The 24,135-nt window shown below is 65.6% G+C and carries 24 protein-coding genes and 1 pseudogene; 9 read left to right on the top strand and 16 right to left on the bottom strand.

Annotated elements, in window-relative coordinates:
* Window positions 1–60: 60 nt before the first annotated feature.
* A pseudogene (locus tag QA635_RS41800) lies at window positions 61–114 on the bottom strand (hypothetical protein); the annotation flags it as partial.
* A 412-nt stretch (window positions 115–526) separates the two neighbouring features.
* Here QA635_RS41800 and QA635_RS24995 point away from each other — a divergent pair.
* Entirely contained in the window at window positions 527–1,702 is a 1,176-nt protein-coding gene (locus QA635_RS24995) for a serine hydrolase domain-containing protein (protein WP_283061913.1), read from the top strand.
* Window positions 1,703–1,780: 78 nt separating this feature from the next.
* On the opposite strand, the gene QA635_RS24990 is transcribed toward QA635_RS24995, so the two are convergent.
* Complete coding sequence (locus tag QA635_RS24990; RefSeq protein ID WP_283061912.1) at window positions 1,781–2,434, bottom strand: glutathione S-transferase family protein; 654 nt, start codon at window positions 2,432–2,434, stop codon at window positions 1,781–1,783.
* Window positions 2,435–2,864: 430 nt separating this feature from the next.
* Here QA635_RS24990 and QA635_RS24985 point away from each other — a divergent pair, with 430 nt between their 5' ends.
* Both QA635_RS24985 and QA635_RS24980 read left to right on the top strand, forming a co-directional pair.
* A complete protein-coding gene (locus tag QA635_RS24985; protein WP_283061911.1) occupies window positions 2,865–3,338 on the top strand; it encodes a VOC family protein in 474 nt (157 codons plus the stop codon).
* 188 nt (window positions 3,339–3,526) lie between these two features.
* A complete protein-coding gene (locus QA635_RS24980) occupies window positions 3,527–4,783 on the top strand; it encodes a serine hydrolase domain-containing protein (protein WP_283061910.1) in 1,257 nt (418 codons plus the stop codon).
* A 125-nt stretch (window positions 4,784–4,908) separates the two neighbouring features.
* Here QA635_RS24980 and QA635_RS24975 read toward each other — a convergent pair whose 3' ends face one another.
* The 6 genes from QA635_RS24975 to QA635_RS24950 all read right to left on the bottom strand — a co-directional run bounded on the left by QA635_RS24975 (window position 4,909) and on the right by QA635_RS24950 (window position 10,701).
* Window positions 4,909–5,406, bottom strand: a complete 498-nt coding sequence (locus QA635_RS24975; protein ID WP_283061909.1) for a peptide deformylase — start codon at window positions 5,404–5,406, stop codon at window positions 4,909–4,911.
* Between the two features lie 69 nt (window positions 5,407–5,475).
* Window positions 5,476–6,348, bottom strand: a complete 873-nt coding sequence (locus QA635_RS24970; RefSeq protein WP_283061908.1) for a bifunctional helix-turn-helix transcriptional regulator/GNAT family N-acetyltransferase — start codon at window positions 6,346–6,348, stop codon at window positions 5,476–5,478.
* Between the two features lie 165 nt (window positions 6,349–6,513).
* Complete coding sequence (locus QA635_RS24965; RefSeq protein WP_283061907.1) at window positions 6,514–6,981, bottom strand: carboxymuconolactone decarboxylase family protein; 468 nt, start codon at window positions 6,979–6,981, stop codon at window positions 6,514–6,516.
* A 91-nt stretch (window positions 6,982–7,072) separates the two neighbouring features.
* Entirely contained in the window at window positions 7,073–9,169 is a 2,097-nt protein-coding gene (locus QA635_RS24960; protein ID WP_283061906.1) for a YncE family protein, read from the bottom strand.
* Window positions 9,170–9,334: 165 nt separating this feature from the next.
* Window positions 9,335–10,195: a DMT family transporter gene (locus QA635_RS24955; RefSeq protein WP_283061905.1), complete on the bottom strand. Its 861-nt coding sequence runs from the start codon at window positions 10,193–10,195 to the stop codon at window positions 9,335–9,337.
* Window positions 10,192–10,701, bottom strand: a complete 510-nt coding sequence (locus QA635_RS24950; protein WP_225159149.1) for a MarR family winged helix-turn-helix transcriptional regulator — start codon at window positions 10,699–10,701, stop codon at window positions 10,192–10,194. Before QA635_RS24950 ends, QA635_RS24955 begins: the two co-directional genes overlap by 4 nt.
* 217 nt (window positions 10,702–10,918) lie before the next feature.
* Between QA635_RS24950 and QA635_RS24945 the strand changes: the two genes are divergently transcribed.
* Window positions 10,919–11,716 (top strand): DUF899 domain-containing protein, encoded by a 798-nt coding sequence (locus QA635_RS24945; RefSeq protein ID WP_283061904.1) that lies wholly within the window; start codon window positions 10,919–10,921, stop codon window positions 11,714–11,716.
* 129 nt (window positions 11,717–11,845) lie between these two features.
* Here QA635_RS24945 and QA635_RS24940 read toward each other — a convergent pair whose 3' ends face one another.
* Window positions 11,846–12,745: a LysR family transcriptional regulator gene (locus tag QA635_RS24940; protein ID WP_229159697.1), complete on the bottom strand. Its 900-nt coding sequence runs from the start codon at window positions 12,743–12,745 to the stop codon at window positions 11,846–11,848.
* Between the two features lie 103 nt (window positions 12,746–12,848).
* Between QA635_RS24940 and QA635_RS24935 the strand changes: the two genes are divergently transcribed.
* Complete coding sequence (locus QA635_RS24935; protein WP_283061903.1) at window positions 12,849–13,631, top strand: GNAT family N-acetyltransferase; 783 nt, start codon at window positions 12,849–12,851, stop codon at window positions 13,629–13,631.
* Window positions 13,628–14,818, top strand: a complete 1,191-nt coding sequence (locus QA635_RS24930) for an MFS transporter (RefSeq protein ID WP_283061902.1) — start codon at window positions 13,628–13,630, stop codon at window positions 14,816–14,818. Before QA635_RS24935 ends, QA635_RS24930 begins: the two co-directional genes overlap by 4 nt.
* Before the next feature lie 20 nt (window positions 14,819–14,838).
* Here the strand turns inward: QA635_RS24930 and QA635_RS24925 are convergent, their stop codons facing one another.
* The gene (locus QA635_RS24925; protein ID WP_283061901.1) at window positions 14,839–16,278 is read right to left on the bottom strand and encodes an MFS transporter; all 1,440 of its coding nucleotides are present in this window, start codon (window positions 16,276–16,278) and stop codon (window positions 14,839–14,841) included.
* Between the two features lie 125 nt (window positions 16,279–16,403).
* Between QA635_RS24925 and QA635_RS24920 the strand changes: the two genes are divergently transcribed.
* A complete protein-coding gene (locus tag QA635_RS24920) occupies window positions 16,404–17,315 on the top strand; it encodes a LysR family transcriptional regulator (protein ID WP_283061900.1) in 912 nt (303 codons plus the stop codon).
* Window positions 17,316–17,496: 181 nt separating this feature from the next.
* Here QA635_RS24920 and QA635_RS24915 read toward each other — a convergent pair whose 3' ends face one another.
* On the bottom strand, window positions 17,497–18,405 hold the full coding sequence (locus QA635_RS24915; RefSeq protein ID WP_283061899.1) for a LysR family transcriptional regulator: 909 nt from the start codon (window positions 18,403–18,405) through the stop codon (window positions 17,497–17,499).
* 214 nt (window positions 18,406–18,619) lie between these two features.
* Between QA635_RS24915 and QA635_RS24910 the strand changes: the two genes are divergently transcribed.
* Window positions 18,620–20,137: an MFS transporter gene (locus QA635_RS24910; RefSeq protein ID WP_283061898.1), complete on the top strand. Its 1,518-nt coding sequence runs from the start codon at window positions 18,620–18,622 to the stop codon at window positions 20,135–20,137.
* A 51-nt stretch (window positions 20,138–20,188) separates the two neighbouring features.
* On the opposite strand, the gene QA635_RS24905 is transcribed toward QA635_RS24910, so the two are convergent.
* Complete coding sequence (locus QA635_RS24905; protein WP_283071794.1) at window positions 20,189–20,593, bottom strand: cupin domain-containing protein; 405 nt, start codon at window positions 20,591–20,593, stop codon at window positions 20,189–20,191.
* Window positions 20,594–20,689: 96 nt separating this feature from the next.
* Window positions 20,690–21,091 carry an Ohr family peroxiredoxin gene (locus QA635_RS24900; protein WP_057019809.1) on the bottom strand — a complete coding sequence of 134 codons (402 nt, stop codon included), beginning with the start codon at window positions 21,089–21,091 and terminating at the stop codon, window positions 20,690–20,692.
* A gap of 148 nt (window positions 21,092–21,239) precedes the next feature.
* Here QA635_RS24900 and QA635_RS24895 point away from each other — a divergent pair, with 148 nt between their 5' ends.
* On the top strand, window positions 21,240–21,707 hold the full coding sequence (locus QA635_RS24895; RefSeq protein WP_283061897.1) for a MarR family winged helix-turn-helix transcriptional regulator: 468 nt from the start codon (window positions 21,240–21,242) through the stop codon (window positions 21,705–21,707).
* A gap of 114 nt (window positions 21,708–21,821) precedes the next feature.
* Here the strand turns inward: QA635_RS24895 and QA635_RS24890 are convergent, their stop codons facing one another.
* Genes QA635_RS24890 through QA635_RS24880 form a run of 3 tightly spaced genes read right to left on the bottom strand, consistent with a single transcriptional unit; the run spans window position 21,822 to window position 24,126 of the window.
* A complete protein-coding gene (locus tag QA635_RS24890; RefSeq protein WP_283061896.1) occupies window positions 21,822–23,165 on the bottom strand; it encodes an ATP-binding protein in 1,344 nt (447 codons plus the stop codon).
* On the bottom strand, window positions 23,162–23,884 hold the full coding sequence (locus QA635_RS24885) for a response regulator (RefSeq protein WP_229159687.1): 723 nt from the start codon (window positions 23,882–23,884) through the stop codon (window positions 23,162–23,164). The genes QA635_RS24890 and QA635_RS24885 overlap by 4 nt, the downstream gene beginning before the upstream one ends.
* Window positions 23,885–23,904: 20 nt before the next feature.
* Window positions 23,905–24,126 carry a hypothetical protein gene (locus QA635_RS24880; RefSeq protein WP_283061895.1) on the bottom strand — a complete coding sequence of 74 codons (222 nt, stop codon included), beginning with the start codon at window positions 24,124–24,126 and terminating at the stop codon, window positions 23,905–23,907.
* Window positions 24,127–24,135: the final 9 nt, after the last annotated feature.

Raw genomic sequence — 24,135 nt, 5'->3', positions numbered from 1 at the left:
GGAGTCATGGCGCGAAAAATCCGCCGGCTCATCGGGCCCGATCAGCGCAACATCGTGGCCCATCTTGCTCAGATGCCGCGCAGCTGCCGATCCGATCAGGCCGCGTCCGATCACCGCAAGTTTGATCGCTTGATTGTTGCTCACGAAGAAGTCCTGCGCTCTGCCTGCATCGGCGGTGTGAGATCGACCATGTCATTTCCGATGCTCCGGCAGCAAGCATAATCCAGCTGAGCGCGCAGTAGGACTGGCGAAGCGTGATCCGCCGCATCTTGAAGCCACGCGCGAGGCGGCGGATTGCGCGTCGTTAACCCGCCCTGCGATGTGCGCCAGACTCTTCGCGACTGCCGGGAAGTCGGCGCAAGCCGGCGTCTGACGACGCTGTTTTCCGCGCGAACGTTCCACCGAGCGAACTTGAAACAAATAGTCACAGTGATTTCACTCGCGCTGAACGGCGTTATATGAGATGATACAACCAAAGGTCAACATGGTGCATCTTCACCGGCAGGAGGGCGAAATGAGCGACCAGATGATCGAGGCGACGACAAGTCCGGCACAGATCGTTCAACAGGCGGCCGAAAAATATCTCGGCATCAGCAACGCCCCTGGCTGCTGCATCGCGGTCTATGACGAAAAGTCGTTCGGCACCAAGGGCTACGTCTACCCCAAGGGACTGTCAGGCGTGGCCGGCTCTTCGCCCGCGCCATTCAGTGTCACGACCGACACGGTGTTCGAGATCGGATCGGTGACCAAGGTGTTCACCAGCACATTGCTGGCGGTGGCGGTCAAGGCTGGTGGGCCCACTCTTGACGATACCATCGGCCCTTATCTGAACCTCTTCAGCGCGAACGCGGTGGGAACACCGGTGCTGGACGCCATCCAGCTCGTGCAATTCGCCACCCATACCTCCGGCATGCCGGAGCAGCCGGGGGACGGCTTGACTGGCTACAGCGAGCAGCTGTTTGCGGACGAGCCGCCCTCCAGTGAACTCATCAACTGGTGGAATCAATATGATACGCCGCCGCAGGGCTGCTGGCAGTATTCCAACATCGGCTTCGTGACCCTGGGCTTTGCGGTCACGCAGATGTTTGCGAAAGACAAGGGCCATAACTACAACGAAATTTTGGCCGAATACATCACCGGTCCGCTCGGCATGAAGCAGACCGGAGCCGTGCTCAATTCGTCGTGGAAGATCGCGCAGGGATGTATCGGGCATTGGAGCAAGAGCTCCGAGCCGCCATATCCGATCGTCTTCGACCGCAACACGCCGACCGGCGGCACGGCCTTTGATCTGAAGACCACCGGCGACGACATGATCAAGTTCCTTGCGGCGCAGATCGCGGCACCGAAGGGGCCGCTCGGCTCGCAAATCGCGCTGACGCAGCAGAACCAGGGGACATTCCCCATCTGCGGGGAGAAGACCAGCGTCACCATGGGCCTCGCCTGGCAGATCACCACGGACACGCAGGGCCATACCGTTTTCACAAAGAACGGCGCGACGAGCAGAGGCGGATTCGAAGCGATCGTGATCGTCGTGCCGGAACTGCAATGCGGTGTCGCGGTGCTGAGCAACCAGTATTTCGATGCGTCGGGCGTGCACCCCGCGGGGATCGCACCCGGCCGCACCGCACTGGAGATTATTTCGCAGCTTCATCCAGGATTCGAACTGACCGAACCGCTGCCGGAACACGATCCGTTCGACTAGCAAACCTGGCTCGGACAGGCGCAGCGATGTCCGGGGCTTTGCCGTCTGCGCGAGGGCCTGTCCCTGTTGTCGCCAACGTCAGCCGGTCGGTCGCTTACCCGTGTTGACCGCCAGCTGAGCCTCGAAAGCGCGCTGGTAAGCCGGCCGGGCCTCGCCGCGGGCGACATAGGCGGACAGGCTCGGATATTCGTCGAGAATGCCCGATGCTCTCAGCCTGAGCAGCACCGACACCATCATCAGGTCGCCCGCGCTGAACGCGCCGTCGAGCCAGTCGGCCTTGCCGAGGTGGGCGGAGAGTTGCTTCAGCCGGTCGCGGATGCGATCCATGACCAGCGGCAGGCGGTCTTTGGTCCAGGGCTTGTCGCTCTCCAGAATCCTGGCGGTCATGAGTTCGAGGATCGGCGGTTCCACCGTGTTGACCGCGGCAAACATCCAGGTGATTGCGCGCGCGCGGGCATTGGCATCGCCGGGCAGCAGGCCCGCATGACGCTCGGCGATATGGAGCACGATCGAGCCTGTCTCGAACAGCGCGAGATCACCTTCCTCATAGGTCGGAATCTGGCCGAAGGGATGCAGCGCCAGATGCGCGGGTTCCTTCATCGCCTGGAACGAAACAAGGCGAACCTCGTAGGGCTGGCCGACTTCCTCGAGCGCCCAGCGAACGCGCGTGTCGCGCGCCAGTCCCTTGCCGCCATCGGGCGACCGTTCGAAGGCGGTAATGATGGGGGTCATCGTTTCTCTCCATGTCCTTTGCGTCCGAGGACGAGCGGGCGGCGCGCGCCCCGACAGCCCGATTCCGGAATATTTTGGCCAAGCGTAGCCCGGATGAAGCGCAGCGAAATCCGGGGCCGGTCCCGCCAAGGGCAAGAACCCGCAGGGACGACGATTGGGGATGGAGGCCATGCCACACACACACTGTCGTCCTGGCGAAAGCCAGGACCCATTACCCCAAATCTCAATTGTTGCGCGACGCTGGGGTCGCGATCCCGTTCCCAATCAATTGCGGTGGTTATGGGTGCTGGCTTTCGCCAGGACGACGATCGGGTGTAGAGGCGGGTGTTGTGATAAACGCGGTTCCGCAAATATTTTTCGTTCGCGTGTTGCCGTGATGTCGGCAGGCGTCCTCGCCAATCGTCCTTTGCGCGCAAACAAGGAGACTGCCATGACCGATCTCGTTACATGCCTCTGGTTCGATCAGGGCCGGGCGCGCGAAGCGGCGGAGTTTTATGCTGCGACGTTTCCCGACAGCCATGTCGGCGCAGGCCATCAATCGCCGATACCGGGCATCGGGCAGGGCGAGGAGCTGACGGTCGAGTTCACCGTGCTCGGCCGCCGCTTCGTGGGGCTGAACGGCGGCTCGAACTACGTGCCGAACGAGGCGGTCAGTTTCATGGTGCTCACCGACAGCCAGGAGGAGACCGACCGCTATTGGAACGCGGTCACGTCCAACGGCGGCAAGGAATTGCCGTGCGGCTGGTGCCGGGATCGCTGGGGCTTTGCCTGGCAGATCACGCCGCGGCGGCTGCTCGAGCTCGTCAACAGCGCCGACCGCGGCGCCGGCAGGCGCGCGATGGAGGCGATGATGACGATGAAGAATATCGACATCGCCGCGATCGAGCGCGCGGCGGCGGGGTAATCCGCGTGGTGGAATGATTTGGCCCGGGCTCGATAGTCAGGTGTCCGATCGAGCCGGTATGTGCGGCGCGCGGCCATTCGCGTTGCGGCGTGCGCTCGCCGCGACGATCACCCCGGCGCAAACGCGGGATGTGCCTGGTGCTGTCGCGTGATACGAAATTCGCATTCGCAGCTCTGGAGCCAGCCCTGATGTCCGTCGCAGCCGCCGCCAATCAAAATCTCACCGCCGCCGAATCCGATCCGCAGACGCTTGGCTGGATGCAGGGCTTTCCGCCGCCGCAGGACAGGACCATCACCTTCCAGAACGGCTCGTTCCGCAGCTTCCCCGAATTGCGCTGGGCCTGGAGCAACATCCGCCAGCTGGTGCCGACCGTGAATGTCTGGCGCGGGGCAGGGCCGGCGTCGGTGTTGCCGCGCGAAGACCATGATATCGGCGCGTCGGCATCGGTGACGATGGACGGCCGCCCGATGACCTTCGCGCGCATGCTCGAGGAAACCTATGCCGACGGCATCGCCGTGCTGCACCGGGGCAAGCTGATCTACGAGCGCTATTTCGGCGCGTTGAGGCCGCACAAGCCGCATATCGCGATGTCGGTGACCAAATCGTTCACCGGCACGCTCGCCGGCATCCTGATCGCCGAGGGCAAGATCGATCCGCAGGCGCCGATCACCGATTACGTGCCGGAGCTGAAGGCAAGCGCGTTCGGCGATGCCCGCGTGCACGAGGCGATGGATATGACCACCGGCCTCAAATACACCGAGGTCTATACCGACAAGAATTCCGACGTGTGGGGGCTGCGGCGCGCCAACGGCATGGCGCCGATCGAGCCGGGCTATGAGGGCGCGACCAATATCTTCGATTTCCTCTGCGCGCAGCAGAAGCAGGGCGAGCACGGCAAGGCGTTCGCCTACAAGACCGTCAACACCGACGTGCTGGCCTGGATCTGCCGCCGTGCCAGCGGCATGACGCTGTCGGACCTGCTCTCCGAGCGGATCTGGGCGCCGATGGGCGCCGAGGAGGATGCGCATTATCACGTCGACCGCATCGGCACCGAAAGCGGCGGCGGCGGATTGTCGACGACGCTGCGCGATCTCGCCCGCTTCGGCGAGACGATCCGCAACCATGGCCGCTTCAACGGCCGCCAGATCGTACCGTCCCAAGTGGTCGAGGACATCGCGCGCGGCGGCGATCCCGAGAAATTCAAGCCTGCCGGCTACACCACACTGCCGGGAGCGTCCTACCGCAATCAATGGTGGGTGACGCACAATGCGCACGGCGCCTTCATGGCGCGCGGCGTTTATGGCCAGGGCCTCTATATCGATCCGAAGGCCGAGATGGTGATCGCGCGCTACGCCTCGCACCCGGCTGCCGGCAACGCGGCCAACGACCCCGTGACGCTGCCGGCCTACATGGCGTTGGCCAAGGATTTGATGGCGGGAGGGTAGGACGAAGGCAGGTTGGTTCGCTCGCGCAAGACGCGTAGCTCGGATGAGCGCAGCGATATCCGGGGCCTTTCCGTCTGCTGATCGCGGCTTGTCCCGCATGTCGCTTCGCTCATGCGGGGCTACGATCACGTCCGCGAGATTTTGTCGAAGCGCTTGATCAGGCGCTCCCGCTTCAGGCGGGACAGCCGCCTGATCCAGAACATGCCGTCGAGCTGATCGATCTCGTGCTGATGGCACACCGCGCGCAGGCCGTCGGACTCTTCGGTCTGCATGTTGCCATCGAGATCCTGATAGCGGATGCGGACGCGGGCGTGGCGCTCGACCTCGTCATTGACCCCGGGCATCGAGACGCTGCCCTCCTTGTGCAGGATCATCTCGGGCGAGGTCCGGATGATCTCCGGATTGACATAGGTCCGCGGCCCCTCGCGGGCATTGAGCTCGAGCACCACGACGCGCAGGGACACACCGATATGCGGTGCGGTGATGCCGATGCCCGGCGCCGCATGCATGGTCTCGAGCAGGTCCTGCGCCAGTTCGCGCAGCGCCTCGTCGAACATGGTCACCGGCTCGGCCGGCAGTGCAAGCCGCGGATCGGGATAGCGCACGATGGGGCGAATGGTCATGCCCGTGTCTTAGGCCAGCGCATCGCGCCGGACAACATGCCGATGCGGGCGCGGTGCGCGGCGCGCCGTTCAAAGATGCTTTTCGAAGAACAGGTCGGGGTAGGGGTCGTCGTTGAAGCGCGGGATCTCGGTCCAGCCCGTCCTGCGATAGAGCTGGCCGGCTTCCGGCAGCGCGCTGTTGGTGTCGAGCCGCAGCACCGCGATGCCGAGCTCGCGTGCGGCCTTCTCGGCGGCGTCCATCAGGCGGCGGCCAAGGCCGAGGCCACGCGCGCCGGGTGCGACCCAGAGCCGCTTGATCTCGGCGAACTCGGCGCCGCTGCCCTTCAGCCCGACGCAGCCGATCGGCAGCCCGTCCGACATGGCCACGATGAAGCTGCCGCGCGGCCGCACCATATCCTTGGCCTCGGGGTCGCGCGACAGCTTGACGTCAAAGCCTTTCTCGAACCGCCGCGCCAGCTCGGTGTAATATTCGCCGAGGCAGTAGCGTGCCTCGTCGCCGCGCGGGTCCATCTCATCGAGGGCGGTGCCGTCGCGGCCGAGCGCCGAGGCGATCAGGTCCATCGCCGCCAGCAGCGCCTCGCGTTGGCTGTGGTGGGCGAGAAAGTCCTTGGCCTGCCGGTTGGAGATCGCCTCATAGGCGTTGAACTCGCGCCTCCCCGCCGCCGTCAGCCGTGCGATGCGGCGGCGCGCATCGTCGCCATGCGCCGTGGTCTCGATCAGTCCCTCGTCTTCGAGGCTGCGCAGCAGGCGGCTCATCAGGCCGGAATCGAGCCCGAGATAATCCCTGATCTCGCCGACATCGGCGCGGCCATGCCCGATCGCGTTCAGCACGCGCGCCGCGCCGAGCGGCCGGCCGCGCCCGAGGAACGAGGTGTCGAGCGCGCCGACGGCGGAGGTCACGGCACGGTTGAAGCGACGGACGCGGGACACGGGGTCGAGCATATATCTGACTTTAGTCAGAGATCGTCGCCGCGTCAATCGGCCGGCGATCCGGACCGAATGGAGCCTTGTCGCCTAGTGCAGAGGCCATGCGATAGGCGACGCGCATCAGCCCGGGACGCAGCGGCGCGAAGTCAGCCGCTGCGTCGTCTCGTGCCGTTTCCGCGGTCACGCCGCGGCCATCCTGGCCTTGATCACGTGCGGATCGACGAAGCCGCCAAAGCCGACCGCGATCCGGTTCCAGCCGTTGATGATGTTGATCAGCAAGGTCACCTTGACCTGCTCCTCCGGCGTGAAATGCGCCTTCAGCGTCTCGTAGGCCGCGACATGGGTATGCTGCTCGCAGATCCGCGTCAGGGCTTCGGTCCAGCCGAGCGCGGCGCGCTCGCGATCGGTGTAGCAGGGCGCTTCGCGCCAGGCCGACAGCAGGTAGATGCGCTGCTCGGTCTCACCCTCATCGCGGGCGAATGTCGTGTGCAAGTTGATGCAATTGGCGCAGCCGTTGATCTCCGAGGCGCGGATCTTCACGAGCTCGGCGAGCTTCGGCTCGAGGCTGGAGGAGATCGTGACCGACGCGTCGAACCAGATCTTCATGATCTTGGGGGCGGCGGCGAGCGGATCAAGTCTGACAGTCATGGTCGGTTTCCCTGGGTTGGTTGACGACATCATGACGAACGAGGAACCGCGAATGTGACATGCCGGCGCGATATTTTCATCTGCCGTGGCGCTACCGGGGCGCGAGATCGCTCGCCGCTTGCCGAAGTTCTTGCAGCAGCTCTGTTTCCCATCGCGAAGGATCCGTCAGGAACCGCGCGAGATTGTCGAAACAATAATACCCGAACTCCGACTTCGATCGCGCGGCGGAGGTCGCGGCTGCGCGCGCCAGCAATCGCGCCGCGTACTGCTGCGCCGTCATCAGGCTCGCCGCATGCTCGGCCATCTTCGCCATTCGCCAGAGCGCCGAGTGATCGATGGCATTGCCGAGATCGCCGAAATAGAATTGTTCCGCGAGCTCCAGGCGAGCACTCGCATCGCCTGCGTTCTCCAGCATCAACGGAGCGATCTTCTCGAAAAAGAAGTTCTCGTGGTCGGTATCGACCAGCCCGTAGTAGCGCAGCAGGACATCGTTGCTCGCTTTGTCCAGGCGCGCGAGGCACCACGCGGCGTAGCCGAACAGCGCGGTCGGAATCTCGTCTCCGTAAGGATCGTACCAGGCGTTGGCATTCGGTCCGATGTGCGTGCATACCGCGTCGATCAGCCTTCGGATCGCAGGTGCGGCGCCGGGGCAGTGCTTCGCAACATGCGAGAAGAACTTCTTCTCGTTGAGCCGCTTGCCATCGCAACGGAACACTGCCTGCAGGTGGTTGTCGTGAGGGCGCTCGTTGATATCGGGGCCGATCTGCGCCGTGAGCGCATCGACGGCCGCGATACAATCGGGCTCGCTCATCGAGGCGAGATCGACGGTGTAGGTGCTGAACCGCTTGGCGAGCGTCTCGGCCTTCTTGGCGAGTGCGGCATCCCTGTCCTCGTCTTGCGGCTCGGGTGGCGCGGTCCTGAAATGATCCTCGGTTACGGGCACCGCCCGGACGCGGTGTACCGGATCGCCCGGCGCGCCGGAGACCGTCACCATCCCCTCCGTGAACCGCATATCGAGGCGACGGTCGGGCAGGGGCGTCGTCTTCGACCAGCCGCGGGCGCGCGCCAGCCAAGGACGGTCGTCCATCCCGAACCGCTCCAGCATGATCTTGGGCGAAACCGTCCCGTCCACACCGACGCAGGCGACGAAGTCATGCCGCTTCAACCAGAAAGCCTGGCTATCGCCTTGCCAGCCGATCACGTCGCGCTCGGAGAGTTCGAAGTCGCGGAGATTGCTGCTGACATTGGCGTAGTGGCCGTTCGGATCCGGCCACAGATCGGGATGCGATTTCGCGTTGATCTGGTTGGTCGTCAGCGTGGCCTCGCGATCGAGCAACTGCGACACCTTGCGGTAGATCTCGCCTCGCCGAGGCGGCAATCCCTGCTTCCGCCTGTCGAGGTCGAGCTGGGTCGTGTCGGGCAACCCTTCCGCCTGCATCCACATCGGCGCGACGGAGTGCAGCCGCCGCAGCGGAAACGCCTGCCAGATCTCGACGGCAAAGCTGAAATACTCCCGCTGCGCCGTGGTGTCCCTACCCAGCAACCGGGAGACGAGCGAGCTCTCCTCGGTAATCATGGGGAGCCGGGAATTGTCGGCGCGCAGCCAATAGCGGCCGCACGGGCTCGAGCGGATCAGAAACGATCTGGCACGCGATCCCTCGCAGCTCGACACATCGTAAGCGCCTGTCTGCGGATCGATGCGCAGCAGCAGCGCGATAATTCCATTGTCGTGCCGGAACGCCGAAACCAGAATCCGGCCAGCCTGGTCCAGAACCAGCGGGCACAGCGAGTTGCCGCTCGGCATGTCCAGAACCGAGCGGACGATCGCCCTGCGCTCGAGGTCGATGACATGCAGGTCAGTCGCGTTCGCGGCGTGATAAAGCAGGAGATAGACGAACCGGCCATCCTTGCTCTGGAGAAATCCGTAACTCAGATAATCGTCGCGCGCGTCCTTTCCGTCGTGGCCGCGCGCCCAGGGCGTTTGCAGCCGATCGACGAGTTGGCGACGCGCGAGATCATAGAAGATGAATCCCGCGTCGGTGTTGAAGAACCAGGCGATGCCATCCGGCAGCAGCCCGGCATTCCGCGCGGGCCGCTGGCCGAGGGCAGGACGCATGATCCAGTCATCCTGGCCGTCGACCTGGATTGCGAAGTACTCGGTGTTGCCGATTCTGCGGATGGAATTCACGATCGGGTAACCCTGCGAAGCCGCCTCGTCGTCCCGGGTTGCTTCTTTATATGCGAGCCGGACAACGTCCGATTAATGCGATCGGGAAATAAGAGGTTGACTGGCCGGCGATCGCCGGTGCGGGACAACTTGCCGCATGCCTCTTGCTGTGCGCCGACGAGCCGGTCAAGCGCGCGCCAGCACCAGCACGTTGCCGGCAAGGATCGCGGCGGCGCCGGCGAGCACCGGCCAGCCCAGCGCAAGGTGCTCGAACAGCGCGGACAGCACGAGCGCGACGAGCGGCACCAATGCGAGCGTATAGGCCGCGCGGCCGGGACCGAGCCGGCGCACCAGTTCGAAATAGAGCATGAAGGTGATGCAGGACGCGGCGATCGCGAGATAGAGGAAGCTCGCCACGTAGGAGGGCGAGATGTCGGCTGCAAACGGCGTGCCCGTCGCGACGGCCCACAGCGCGCTCGCCGCCGCGCCGACGAACGCACCCCAGCCGAGCACGGAGACGACAGGCAGTCCGGCGCGCTGGTTGCGTGCACCGACCGTCGTTCCCGCGCCGGTTGCGATGGCCGCGGTGAGCGCCCAGGCGAATCCCGCAACCGGCGCGGCGCCGTGCGCGGCGGCGCCAGGCAGGAAGATGATCGCCAGTCCGAGGATGCCGCACAGCGCGCCCCACACGAATCCGGAAGAGATCGGCACACCGAGCACGGCACGCGCGATCACGGCCGCGAACAGCGACGATGTCGACAGCACGAGTGCGGCAAGCCCGCTCGGCATCCGTGCGGTCGCCTCATAGAAGGCGATGAAGGCAATGGCGAAGAACAGCAGCCCCTGCAACGCGACCGCCGGCCGGTCCTTGCGCGGGATCGAGAGCGTCACGCCGCGCAGCCGTCCGTAGCCGAGCAGGATGACGCCCGCGAGCACCATGCGCAGCGCGACCGACCACGGCGCGGGCGTCACGCCGGCCTGCATTGCCGTTGCCAGCGCGCCGCCGCCCCAGAGCAGCGCGGTCACTGCGAACAGCAGGGCCGTCATGGCGCGCCGGCGTCATCGCGCAGTGCGCGCCAGCCGTCGGCGTCGATCCGCGCGCTTTCTCCCTCAAGCCGGGTGAGGGCGGAATCGAGCGTGGCGCGTTCGCTCTCCGACAGCCGCGCCAGCAGCCGCGCCTCGATCGCGCTGCCGAGTGCGGCGATCCGGTTGAACGCGGCCCGGCCGCTGCGGGTGATGCTGACGGCGGCAAAGCGCCGGTCGGACTTGCCGGAGCGTCGCACCGCGAAGCCGAGCTCTGTGAGCTGGCCGATGCCGCGGCTGACCGCGAACGGATCGAGCGCGCAGGCGCGGCCGATCTCGGAGGCGTTGGCCGCGTCGCGTTCGGCGATGACGGCGAGGATGCGCCAGCCCGCCTGGCTCAATCCGAACGTCTCGCCGTAGAAGCGCTCGAGCGGGCGGGCGACCTGCGCCGCGACCAGGAACAGGCGGTAAGGCAGCCAGGCGCTTAGCTTGAGACCATCATCGGACGCGGGGGCAGCGGTTTGCTTCATGCCGGCGAGGTTCGCATAGTTAATTGCAAAGTGCAAGCATATCACAAATATGGTGATGCGGTCTGACCACCTGCGCGAAAAATCCCGACACACTTGTCACTCCCGCTCGCCAGCACTGCCGAGCCAGATTGCGGCATGGCCAATGACGAACGGCCGCCGGCGCTGGAACCGCGCTCGGGGAGCGGAGTTCGTCCAAATCGGAGATGGAGAGACCATCATGAATAAATCAGCTGAAAACGATCGTGGCGGACTGGCAGCGATGCAGACGCCGCCGGTGGTGTCACGGGAGGCGTGGGAGGCGGCGCGCCTGGAGATGCTGGTGAAGGAAAAGGCCCAGGTGCGGGCACGCGACGCGCTTGCGGCGGAGCGGCGGCGGATGCCCTGGATGGCGGTCGAGAAGCCGTATGTCTTCGAAGGACCGAACGGAAAGGCGAGCCTGCTCGACCTGTTCGAGGGCCGCCGGCAGCTGATCATCTACCGCGCCTTCTTCGAGCCCGGCGTGTTCGGCTGGCCGGACCATGGCTGCCGCGGCTGTTCGCTCGGCGCCGATCAGGTCAGTCACCTCTCCCATCTGAACCAGCGCGACACCACGCTGGCTTACGCCTCGCGCGCGCCGCAGGCCGACATCGCGCGGCTGAAGGCGCGGATGGAGTGGGACATGCCGTGGTACACGATCACCGACAGTTTTGACACCGACTTCGGCGTTGCCGAGTGGCACGGCCACAACGTCTTCATCCGCGACGGCGAGCGGATCTTCCGCACCTATTTCGTCAACAGCCGCGGCGACGAGGCGATGGGTACGGTGTGGAGCTATCTCGACATCACGCCGCTCGGCCGCCAGGAGCTCTGGGAGGACTCGCCGAAGGGTTATCCGCAGAGCCCGACCTACAAATGGTGGAACTGGCACGACAATTACGACGCCGAGGCCACGCCGAACGCAAAATGGGCGGCGGTGACCGATGCCGGCGAGGCCGCGTTCCGCAAGATCGCGGAGCAGGAGCGCAAGGCGACGTAAGGGGTAGAACGGGGAGAACGCGCGGCGTGCTTCCGAGGGCTTCGGTTTTGATTGGATCAGAACCGAAGCTCCCGCTTCTTGTCTTGCCTGCTTTCTTGACGCGGACCGGCGTCCGCCTCGCTCGACGCTCTAGCGGCCATTGTCCTTGGCCGAGAGTGCCTTCAGCGCCGACAAGGTCTGCCGCAGCCCGCGATCGAGGCGCTTGTCGCGGCGGATCACCACCGCGAGCCGGCGGTAGAGCTTTGGTGACAGCGACCGGACGACCAGGTCGCGCTGCTTGGTCCTGGCGGGGACGGCCATGCCGGGCAGCACCGCACAGCCCAGCCCGGCGCGCACCATCTCCTTGATCGCCTCGACGCTGCCGAGCGACATCAACGGCTTCAAGGACACGCCGCCGCGGGCCAGCCACTCGTCCGCGGTGCGCCTGGTGTTGCCGCCCGGCTCGAACAGCAGCACCGGCCTGGTCGCCAGCACCTCCGGCGTGATCCGCGCCGGCAGTTGCATGTCGCGGGGCGCGATCAGCACGAACTCGTCGTTCATGACCGGCGTGATCTCGAAGCTGCGTCCCGACACCGGCAGCGTGACAAGCGCGATGTCGATGGTGTTTTCCTCGACCGCCCTTGCGATCTCCGCGGTGTTGCCGGTCGTGACCGTGATCTCCAGCGAGGGCAGCGCGGCGCGCAGCTCCTTCAGGATCGGCGGCAGCAGGAAGATGCAGGCGGTCGCACCGGTGCCGAGCCGCACGCGGCCTGCCGTTCCCGTCGTCTGCTGTGCAACGGCGTCGACCGCCGACGCCACCGCCGCATTGATCTGATGCGCATGGGAGAGCAGCGCGACGCCGGCTGCGGTCGGTCTGGCCTTGCGTCCGACCCGCTCGATCAAGGTCGCATTCAGGCTGCGCTCGAGCTGGCGCACCTGCAGACTCACCGCGGGCTGCGTGAGTTGCAACCGCTCGGCCGCCGCCGAGAAGCTGCCGCAGTCGATCACGACAGCGAAGCTTTCGAGATAATCGAGGTTGAGGTTCTTCATCAAAGTATCTCTTATGCTGCGCATAAGCTGTCAAAGCTTCACTTATATAACGCCGGGGCGCATAGTCCGGCAAGCGACGGCTTCGGCAGACCGGGAGCAGGCATTGTCCGCCCTTAAGTCCATTGGCGGTGTCATCGTCGAGCTGGGGCGCTATCTTGCGGTCTCGCCGCATTCGCGCATCCGCCGCCGGCAGGCGCTGCGCGAGCTCGATGATCGCCTGCCGGCGGATGTCGGACTGTCGCGCAGCGATGTCGAGATGAGCCCGTGGTGCCCGCAGCGTGCACCGACGCGCAGTCGAAGCACAGGCATGATGCCGCTAGACGAGGCAAGGATGAGAGACAACGAAGACACCGTGATCCGCGACGCCACAGAGGTCGACATGGCGGAGGTGCAGCGCATCTACGCGAACCACGTGCTCAACGGGCTGGCGACCTTCGAGGAAGTGCCACCGACACTCGACGAGATGCTCGGGCGCCGTGCCGCCGTGCTGGCCGCGGGGCTGCCGTATCTCGTGGCCGATATCGACGGACGGGTGGCCGGCTACTCCTACGCGACGGCGTACCGGCCACGGCCGGCCTATCGCAACACCATTGAAGACTCGGTCTACGTGTCGGAAGCCCTGCGTGGCCGCCGCGTCGGCGCGGCGCTGCTGCGTGCGCTGATCGAACGGTCGGAGGCGGGACCCTGGCGGCAAATGATCGCCGTGATCGGTAACAGCGGCAACGCCGGATCGATCGCGCTGCACCGTCGCATGGGCTTCGAGATGGTGGGGACGCTGAGGTCGGTGGGCTTCAAGCTCGGGCAATGGGTCGACACCGTGCTGATGCAGCGGCCGCTGGGGCCGGGCGCTTCCACGCTTCCGTCAGACAGGGAAACGGCCCGGTGATCGCACGCCGGGTCGTGATTGCCCTCGGGCTGGCTCAACTGATCTCGTGGGGCGCGACTTACTATCTGATCGGCGGGTTCGGCGAGCAGATCGCCGCGGATCTCGGCTGGAGCCGCGACATCGTCTACGGCGGATTTGCCGCGGCGCTCTTGGTGATGGGCGTGACGTCGCCGCTTGCGGGCAGGTGGGTAGACAAAAGCGGCGGCCGGCAGGTCATGGTCGCGGGGGCGGTGATCAACGCGCTCGGCTGCGCGGGTCTCGCGCTCTCGCACCAGATCGGCAGCTATTTCGCATCCTGGATCGTTCTTGGCCTCGGCATGCGGCTGACGCTGTACGATGCCGCCTTCGCGGCGCTGGCCCGGATCGGCGGGCCGGAGGCGCGCCGTGCGATGTCCGGAATCACCTTGCTTGGTGGCTTGGCCGCCACCGTGTTCTGGCCGCTCGGCCATACGCTCTCGGACCATTTCGGCTGGCGCATCGCGGTGCTGGCCTATGCCGGCATTGCGCTATTGGCGATCCCGCTGCATCTGCTGATTCCGAACCAGCGATTTGCCGGCGTGCCGGGCTCTGCGGTGGCATCAAGGCAACCGCGCGCGGTGGGGCGGCGGCAGCTTGCGGCGGCGAGCGGGCTCTATGCCGTGATCATGACCGGCGCGAACTTCCTGAACGCCGGCATGTCCGCGCACATGATCGCGGTGCTCACCGGCCTCGGGCTCACCGCCACCGTTGCGGTCTGGATCGCAACGCTGCGGGGAATCGGGCAATCCGCCGCGCGTCTCTGCGAAGTCATGTTCGGCGGACGGATCGATCCGCTCGCGCTCAACCTGATGGCCTGCCTGATCATGCCGCTCTCCTTCATCGCCGGCCTGTTCAGCGGATCAGCGCGGGAGATGGGGATCGCGTTTGCGCTGCTCTACGGCGCCTGCAACGGCATTCTGACCATCACCAGGGGAACGCTGCCGCTGATCCTGTTCGATCATCGCAGCTATGGCACGCTGGTCGGCCGGCTCATTGTCCCGAGCTTCATCCTGCCGGCGGCGGCGCCGCTGATCTATGCAATCATGATCGACCGGTTCGGCGATGCGAGCGCGCTCTATCTCTCCACCGGTCTCGCCCTGGTGACGCTGCTTGCCGCCATCCTGCTCAAGCTGCTGTTTCCGCCGCCGCTCGCGGCCGCGAAGCAATAGCCGCGTCGGCGGTGTCGATCTCAACCCGCCGCCGGCTCGCGCGGCAGCCACAGCGACAGCCAGCCGCCGAGCGCCAGTAGCGCGACATTGCAGCCGAGCGCGATCGTGAAGGCGTGCGCGTAGTCGTCGGCCTGTGGATGCGGCCCGAGCAGGCTGTAGAAGACGCCGCCGATGATCGCGACGCCGAGTGCGGCGCCGATCTGGAAGGTCGAGATCATCATGCCCGATGCCAGCCCGGCATGGCGCGGATCGATGCTGCCGATCACGGCCTTGATCACCGAGGGCATCACGGTGCCGAAGCCGAGCCCGCCGCAGATCAGACCGAATTCGAGGCTTTGCGGAAGCGCACCGCCGACCGACAGCATCACGACACCGAAGCCGACAACCTGGAGCGCAAAGCCCAGCGGCAGCGTGCGGGCACCGAGCCATTGCATCACCAGCGATGATGCCAGCGAGCTGACGAAAAAGCCGGCGGCAAACGGCAGGGTGGCAAGGCCGGCTTCCAGCGGAGATTGGTGCAGGCCACTTTGCAGGTAGACCGCGAAGGTCAAATAGAACGACGACAGCATGTAGAAGGCGAGCGCCATCACCAGCCCGATCACGAAATCGCTGTTGCGCAGCAGATGCGGCGCGACCAGCGGATCGCCGCCACGGGCTTCGAGGCGCGCCTCGAAGCGGACGAAAGCGGCGAGCATCAGCGGAGAGGCCAGCAGCATCGCGACGATCCAGATAGGCCAGCCGGATTCCCGGCCCTCGATCAGCGGATAGACCAGAAGGCCGAGCGTGAGCGACAGCAGGATGACGCCGCCGACGTCGAGCCGCTGCGCGTGCGCGGCGCGCGAGTCGGTCAAGAACAGCAGGCCGCCGACGAAGGCGGCGAGGCCGATCGGCACGTTGATCAGGAAGATCGCCTGCCAGGCCAGTCCGAACGGATGCGCCGAGACGAGCACGCCGCCCAGCAGCTGGCCGCAGATATTGGCAAGGCCGAAGGTCGCGCCATAGAAGCCAAGCGCGCGGCCCTGTTCGGCCGCCGGAAACAGCACGCGGATCGAGGCAAGCACCTGCGGCGCCATCACGGTGGCGGTGAGGCCCTGCAGGATCCGTCCGGCGACCAGCATGGCCGGTGACCACGCGATGCCGCACAGCACGGATGCGATCGTGAAGCCGGCGACGCCGGCCAGGAACATCCGCCGCCGCCCCAGGAGGTCGCCGAGCCTGCCGCCGGTGATCAGGAAGACGGCGTAGGTCGCGGCATAGGCCGAGATCACGAACTGCACCTCGCTCGGGCTGGCGCCGAGATCGTCGCGAATGGCTGGCAGTGCGAGGTTGACGACGTTGAAGTCGAGGATTGGCAGGAAGGCGCCGGTGAGCAGCACCGGCAGCGCCAGCCATCGCCGCGGGTCGACCGTCGCCGGCCGCGCGCCGTGCAATCGCAACGTCTCGGTGGTCTCGCTCGTCACCTGCCAGCTCCTCTCGGCAATCGACGGCGCCCTCACGAGGGGTGTCCGTCGGTTGAACCTCCGGGAAGATGGCCTGTCCGTTTGTGATAAGATATTATCCAGCCATGCGAAGTAAGTTTGCAAAAATGCACAGTGTCCTCGACTGGAACGACCTTCGGCTGGTCCTTGCGGTCGCGCGGGAAGGCAGCCTCTCGGGGGCGGCGCGCCGGCTCGGCGTCACGCATTCCACCGTGTTTCGCCGCCTCGGCACGATCGAGGATGCGATCGGAACGCGGCTGTTCGAGCGCTTCCGCGACGGCTACGCGCCGACACCGGCCGGCGAGATCGCGGCGGCGTCGGCAGCCCGGCTCGAGGACGAGGTGCTTGCGCTCGAGCGCAAGCTGGCGGGGCAGGACCTCAGGCCGTCGGGGCCGGTGCGGATCACGACGACGGACACGCTCGGCGCGGTGCTGATGCGGCATCTGCCGGCGATGCGCGCCGCGCATCCGGAGATCCAGCCGGAGATCATCATCTCGAATGCGATGGCGAACCTGACGCGCCGCGAGGCGGAGATCGCGATCCGGCCGACACCGGCGCCATCCGAACTGCTGGTCGGACGGCGCATTGCCGATATTGCCCATGCGGTCTACGGATCGCGCGCCTATCTCGCCCGCCGCATCGACAGGGATCTGTCGATGCACGACTGGATCGGGCTCGACGATGCGCTGGCGGGGACCGTCATCGCGGGCTGGATGCGCGAGAACGTGCGTTCGGCGCGGATCACCTGCCGGGTCGATGCGCTTCCGGCGCTGCGCGATGCTGCTGCGGCGGGACTGGGGCTTGCCCTGCTGCCCTGCTATGTCGGCGATCTCGCGCCCGCGCTGCGCCGCCTGACGCCGAAAGCACTGGCGGAGCCGCGCTCGGCGCTGTGGCTATTGACCCATGACGATCTCAAGCGCACGGCGCGCATCCGCGCGACGCTCGATTTTCTCGCCAGGGCGCTCGCCTCGGAGCGTGCGCTGTTCGAGGGAAAGCACGCCGGAAGCGCGCGCCGCTAGTGTCCCGAATCCGAAGTTCGCATCATTTGCCGCACCTTCGGAGCGAACTTCGGATTCGATAAGGACACTAGCAAACTTATGATTCTAGTGTGCTTTGTGAATGCGAAGTTCGTGAAAGTGGCTGCCGCGAAATCGCACGAACTTCGCATTCAGCACACTAGCCGGCCGGCGCGCAGATCGTTCAGGACCCGATAACTTCCGTGACGATACGGATGTCCTCTGCCGCGCGATTCGCAGGCATCCGATGATGCTCGCGAAAGGCACCAACGATCGTCTTCAGGACCGCGCGTGATTTTGCATCGGACAGCGCCGACAGCAGCATGATCTCGGACGGCGGCAGGGCAGGCAGGCCGAGCCGCCGGCTGACCTCGATCGTCCCGGCCGGGGCGAGCCGGCGCGAGAATACCGACGTAGCGAGGCCTGCGGCGACCGCATCGGCGACAGCAAAGGACCCACAGCCCAGGAAGCTTTCCGTCCACGGGATGTTCGCCGCCGCCAGCGCGCGCGTCGCGATGTTGAGCACGCCGCAGGACGGCGAGGAGGCGGCGAGCCGCAGCGGCTCGCCCGCGCGATGGACGAAGTCCGGCGTGGCGAACCAGCCATAGTGATCCGTCGCCAGCATCTCGCCGTCGCGGCGGTCGTCCTCGCGGCGGATGATGGCGGCATCGATCTCGCCGCGATCGAAGGCATTCAGCAGGTCGCGGGAGTCCTCGAGCCGGACTTCGATGGTGAGCGCCGGGTCGTGCGCATGCAGCCGCGCCAGCAAGGTCGGAACCTCCGCGCCTCCGACATGGGTGGCAATGCCGAGCGAGAAGCGACGCGGGCGCATGGGCGACAACGCCGCGATGGCGCGATCATGCGCGGCGAGCAATTCCTGCGCGGGGGCGAGGAAAGCTGCGCCCTGCGCCGACAGGCGCACCAGGCGCGGTGTCCGTTCGATCAGCCTGTGGCCGAGCTGGCTTTCCAGCCGCTTCAACTTGACGCTGATCGCGCCCTGCGTGGTGCCGAGCGTTTCGGCGGCGCGCGTAAAGCTCTTGAGATCGGCGATGGTCACGAATGTCTTCACGGCGTCGACGTCGAGCGTGGTCATGTCAGTCATCCGGATTTGTTGTCTCTGAAATATCTAGTCATCCAATTCACCAATGCTCAAGCCATGACTAGCTTTGCGTTGTGAAGCGCCGTGGCCACCCGATTCCTGCCGCTGCTGCCTCAATACATCGTGAGTCGATCGATCGACGCTGCTGCCAGCACCCTGGCAACAGCGTGCGGTAGTCCGTTGGCTTGCCACAACAAAAGGCCTGATCATGTCTACTGAACTGAGCCGCCGCGGCGCTGTCGTGCTGTCTGCCGTATGTCTTGCCTGCCTGATGTTCGGATTGGAGATTTCCAGCATCCCCGCGATCCTGCCGACGCTGGAGCGGGTGCTGCATGCCGACTTCAAGGCGCTGCAATGGATCATGAACGCCTACACCATCGCGGTCACCACGGTACTGATGGCGATCGGGACGGTCGCGGACCGCTACGGACGCAAGCGCATCTTCCTGGTCGCGATCGCGGCGTTCGGCATTACCTCGCTGATCTGCGGCATTGCCTCGAGCGTCGAAATGCTGATCTTCGCCCGGTTCCTGCAGGGCCTGAGCGGCGGCGCGCTCTTGATCTGCCAGATCGCGGTGCTCTCGCACGAATTCCAGGGCGGCCGGGTGCGCGCCGTCGCCTGGGGCTGGTGGGGCGTCATCTTCGGCATCGGCCTCGGCTTCGGCCCGATCATCGGCGGCGCCGTTGTCGCGGTGCTGAGCTGGCAGTGGGTGTTCCTCGTCCACGTGCTGTTCGCGGCCGCGGCGTTCGTGCTCACGATCGGCGGCGTGCATGAATCGAAGGACCCGAAGGCCAGCAGCCTCGACGTCGCCGGTATCGTGACGATGTCACTCGCGGTGTTCTGTCTCGCCTACTACATCACGCAGGGGCCGGATCTCGGCTTCGTCAGCTCGAAGGGGCTTGCGATTCTCGGCGTCTCAGCAGCGAGCCTCGCAGCGTTCCTTGTAGCCGAGAGAATCAGCCGGCGACCGATGTTTGACTTCTCTGTCTTTCGGATTCCGGCTTTCTCCGGTTCGATCGTCGGCTCCGCCGCGATGAACCTCAGCTACTGGCCGTTCATGATCTATCTGCCGATCTGGTTCCACGCCGGCCTCGGCTATGACAGCGTGTCCGCGGGACTTGCCTTGTTGGCCTACACGCTGCCGACGCTGGTGATGCCGCCCTTCGCCGAGCGCCTGTCGCTGCGTTATCAGCCGGGCCTGATCATCCCGGTCGGGCTGTTCACGATCGGCGCCGGATTCATGCTGATGAAGTTCGGCATCGCCGCCGCGCAGCCGGACTGGTTGACGATGCTGCCGGGCTGCCTGCTCGCCGGAATCGGTCTCGGCATCACCAACACGCCGGTGACCAACACGACGACCGGCTCGGTCTCGAGCGACCGCGCCGGTATGGCCTCGGGCATCGACATGAGCGCGCGGATGGTTTCGCTTTCGGTCAACATCGCGCTGATGGGCTTCATCCTGGCAAGCGGCGTGCTGGCGCATCTGAAGGCGGTGCTGCCGGCGCTGGACTGCGCGCAACTTCGGGCAATCGCCGAGCGGATCGCGGCCGGCGACGTCGCATCGACGCCGGAGCTGACCGGCCCGGTCGTGCATCAGGCGCTGGCGAGTGGCTTCGGCTGGGTGATGCTCTATGGCGGCATCGGGGTGTGGATCATGGCCGCGCTCAGCTTCCTGATCTTCAATGCGCGGCCGGTGCGGCAGGCCGAGGCTCACGGCACGAAGTGAACACGATGTCGCCGTGCCTGCCCAGGCGCCGGGGCGGGCAGGCGGTACCGGTCACTTCACGAGGGTCAGCAGCGGCTTGTCCTTCTCGACGATGTAAGTCGCAAGTTCGCTGGCGGTGACGTCGCCGACATTCCTCGCCGCATGGACCGTGCCGGCGGGAATGAACAGCACGTCGCCGGCCTTCAGCCTTGCCGGCGGCCTGCCGTCGACGTCGTATTCGAGCGTGCCGGCGAGCACATAGATGATTTCTTCCCCCGGATGTGTATGGCGGCCGAAGGCCTTGCCCGGCGCGATGTCGACACGCACCTGCACGGCTTCACGTCCGCCGACGCTGAGGTCGTGGCGCTGCAGGTCGGTTCGCGCAAAGCCGGCCGGCTGCTGCGCCTGTGCGCTCGGTATGGTCAGGAGGCTTGCGGTGAATAAGGCCGTCCTTGCGAGCAGGCGCGTTGCCTTCATCAGCTTGCTGGTCATCTTGAACTCCAGTCTTCTGGACTTGCCCGACCGCGAGCCGGCAAGCGGCCGGCGCGCGTCGGAAATCGTCATGTGCTCGTTTCAAACGAGGGTTGTCGTGACATCGATGTTGCCGTGAACCGCCTTGGAGTAGGGGCAGATGCCGTGCGCGGCTTCGATCAGCTCCTGCGCAACCTCGCGCTCGACGCCGGGGACGTGGACGTTGAGGCGGGCGCTCAGGAAGAAGGCGCTGCCGGCCTGGTTCAGATCGATCTCGGCGTCGACTTCGGGCTCGCTCGCGAGCTTGACCTTGCGCTGACCGGCGGCGAGCTGGATCGCGCCGATGTAGCAGGCCGACCAGGCGGCCGCGAACAGGTTTTCCGCGGCGGGGTGCGGCTGCGGCAGCTTGACGTCGAGGAAGCCGTCGCGCGAGCGGGCGGCGCCGTTCGGGCCGGCGGTGACGTGGGTCTTTCCAGTGACGAGAACCTTTGCATTGGCGGTCATGGCGAGCTCCTTTGGGATGAATATAGATCGTGTCCGATCTAATCGTGTACGTGCTGAAATAGGCCCGAGGCTTGATTGTGTCAAGCACTTCCGATTTAATCGGATACGATTTATATTGACCGCGACATCACAAGCTCCGGAGACGTCCGTGACCCGCTCCTCCAAGGCCGAGACCAAGGGCCGAAAACTCTCGAATTTTCTGTGCTTTGCGGTCTATTCGGCCAATCTGGCCTTCGGCCGCGCCTACAAGCCGATCCTGGATGCGGTCGGCCTGACCTACACCCAATACATCGCCATGGTGGCGCTGTCGGAAGAGGACGAGCAGACCGTCAGCGCGCTCGGCGAAAAGCTGTTTCTGGAATCCAACACGCTGACGCCGATCCTCAAGAAGCTCGAGCAGAGCGGCTATATCAGCCGCGTCAGAGATCCCGCCGATGAGCGGCAGGTTCGGGTGAGCCTGACGGCGGCGGGCCGGCGCCTGCTCGACAAGGACATCAATGTGTCCCTGGTCGAAGCCACCGGGCTCGGAGACGAATTTCCCGTCGTGCAGAAGACCGTCGCGAGGCTGCGCGACAATCTGCTGCGCAACACGCGCACCGATCCGAAGAAGGGCTGATCCTGCGGGCCGAATTGTAACGCGCTGTATCCGCGTCACGCCGGACGAACTGAAGCAGTCCGGGTCCGATCAAAAGCGGCCGGGTGGCAGGGGCAAGCGATTCTGAATCTTGCTCTAGCCGGACACGAGCTCAGGAAGTACGGGTCGCGACGCGCTCGTCCCGCTTCGATCCGATCCGAGGTGCACGGGCCCCGGCAATTTGATGCGGACAAGAAGGCCGTGCTGCGTGTTGTCGTGCAGCGACAGCTCGCCGCCATGTCCGCACACCATGGCCTGCGCGATCGAAAGGCCAAGTCCGAACCCGCTCTTCTCATCCATGGTGCGGGCTTCGTCGCCCCGGACGAACGGCTTCAGCATTTCGGCCCGGCGGTGCTCTGGAATCCCCGGACCGTCGTCCGAGACATCGATGGTGGCCTGATCGGCTGACGCGGTCAGCCGGATATCGACTTCGCTACCGAACCTCAGGGCGTTCTCCACCAGGTTGGTCACGGTGCGGCTGATCTCGCTCGGGCGGATCAGGAGCGAAGCCCTGACCGGGCCCTGGTAGCGCACGACGTGACCGCAATCGGAGAATTGCTCGCAGATCGTCTGCAGCAGGGCAGCGACGTTCACAAGCGTCGGCTTCGCCGCGCCGCCGCCGCTCAGGAATGACAGCACCGACTCCAGCATGGCCTGCATCTGGTCGAGGTCATGCAGGGTCTCCGCGCGCTGGGCATCGTTTTCGATATATTCGGACCTGAGCCGCAGCCGGGTGATCGGCGTTCGCAGGTCGTGACTGATGGCGGCGAGCATCCGCGTGCGGTCATTCATCAACGTGGTGATGCGTTCGCGCATGCGATTGAGCGCGACCGCTGCGGCGCGGATTTCCTCCGGGCCGGTCTCCGGCAGCGGCGCGGCCGCCTGGCTGATGCTGAAATTCTCGGCGGCGCGGGCGAACGCGGAGAGCGGCGCGCTGAGCGCGCGGCCGGCCCACACGCCGAGCAGGGTGACGCTGACGAACAGGAACAGGAATGTGCTGACCCAGAAGCCGCCGAAGAAGGGCGGCATTTTCGTCGGGCCGATCGTCGCTTCGAACAGGACTCCGTCCGGCAACCGAGCCGCCGCCGGCGCGGTCTTCGAGGAAAACTCGTCGATATCGTCGACGCCGGGCGGCTCTGACGAAGCACCGTCAGACGAGCCCGGACCTGCGTCGCGCAATGTGAGGTGCAGGCGAGGAAAGGCTCGATCGGCCGCGCGCAACAGCGTTGCGCGATCGGCCGCAGGGGCCTCGGCCAGAAGCTTGGCAACCAGCTGGAACTGATGGATCGGCCTGTCCGCGAACGATCTCGGCTTCTGGCTGACGAAATAAAGCCCGATCAGCGCATGGATGAGCACCAGCGACAGCAGGATGAGCGCGGCGATCTGGCCACTGATCCGGTGGAAGCTGAAAAGCGCGGCAATCCTGCGGGTCCAGCTCATGCGTCCTCCACATGCGGTGTGAAGATGTAGCCGCCGGTGCGTACCGTCCGGATCACCGACGATCCTTCGCTCGTATCGAGCTTGCGGCGAAGCCGGCTGACCAGCACGTCGATGCTGCGCCCGAACGGACTGGCCGGCCGGCTGCGCGTCATGGTCAGGAGGCCATCCCGCGTCAGGATCCGGCCGGGCCGCTCGCAGAACACCTGTAGCAGGTCGAACTCCGCGCTGGTCAACGGGACCTGGGCGCCGTCGGGATCGCGCAATTCGCGCAGGCGAAGATCGATGGTCCAGTCCTGGAAGCGCAGGCGGGCGGCGCTCTGGCCCGAGCGCCCGGCAAGGCCGGCCTGGGCCTGGCGGCGCAGCACCGCGTTGATCCGCGCCAGCAACTCGCGCGGATTGAACGGTTTGGCGAGATAATCATCCGCGCCCATCTCGAGCCCGAGGATCCGGTCGAGGTCTTCGCCCTTTGCCGTGAGCATGATGATCGGGATCGTCGAGTCGCCGCGCAGGCGGCGACACAGGGTCAGTCCATCCTCCCCGGGCAGCATCAGATCGAGGACGACGAGATCGAGCGAATGCCCGGCAAGGTAACGATCCATTTCCCTGCCGTTCGAGGCGGTGGCCACCAGGCAGGATTGGTCGCGCAGGTAGCGGGCGATCAAGTCTCTGGTCGGCAGATCGTCCTCGACGACCAGGATCTTCGGAGTGTGTGCAAGCATGGTCAGCGACTGGGTCCTCATCATAACGTCATTGGCGCGCGTTCCAGCGCGCTCAGCCACCAATTGACCAGCATACGCGTCGCTTGTGGGCGGCATTGCGCCTTTTCGTAAGCATAGTGTTTCTGAACTGTAAGCGTCGCGCGCAGCCCGAAACAATCCGCGACGCCGGCGGCGTCGCGTCGCGCTAACAGTCCCAAACCACTGGAAATAATTCCGCAATCCTGCAGCCACACCGCAGCCATCACCATCCC

This window comes from Bradyrhizobium brasilense, assembly GCF_029714345.1.
In the GTDB taxonomy this organism is placed as follows: domain Bacteria; phylum Pseudomonadota; class Alphaproteobacteria; order Rhizobiales; family Xanthobacteraceae; genus Bradyrhizobium; species Bradyrhizobium australafricanum.
This window is presented reverse-complemented; position numbering and strand designations above follow the sequence as displayed.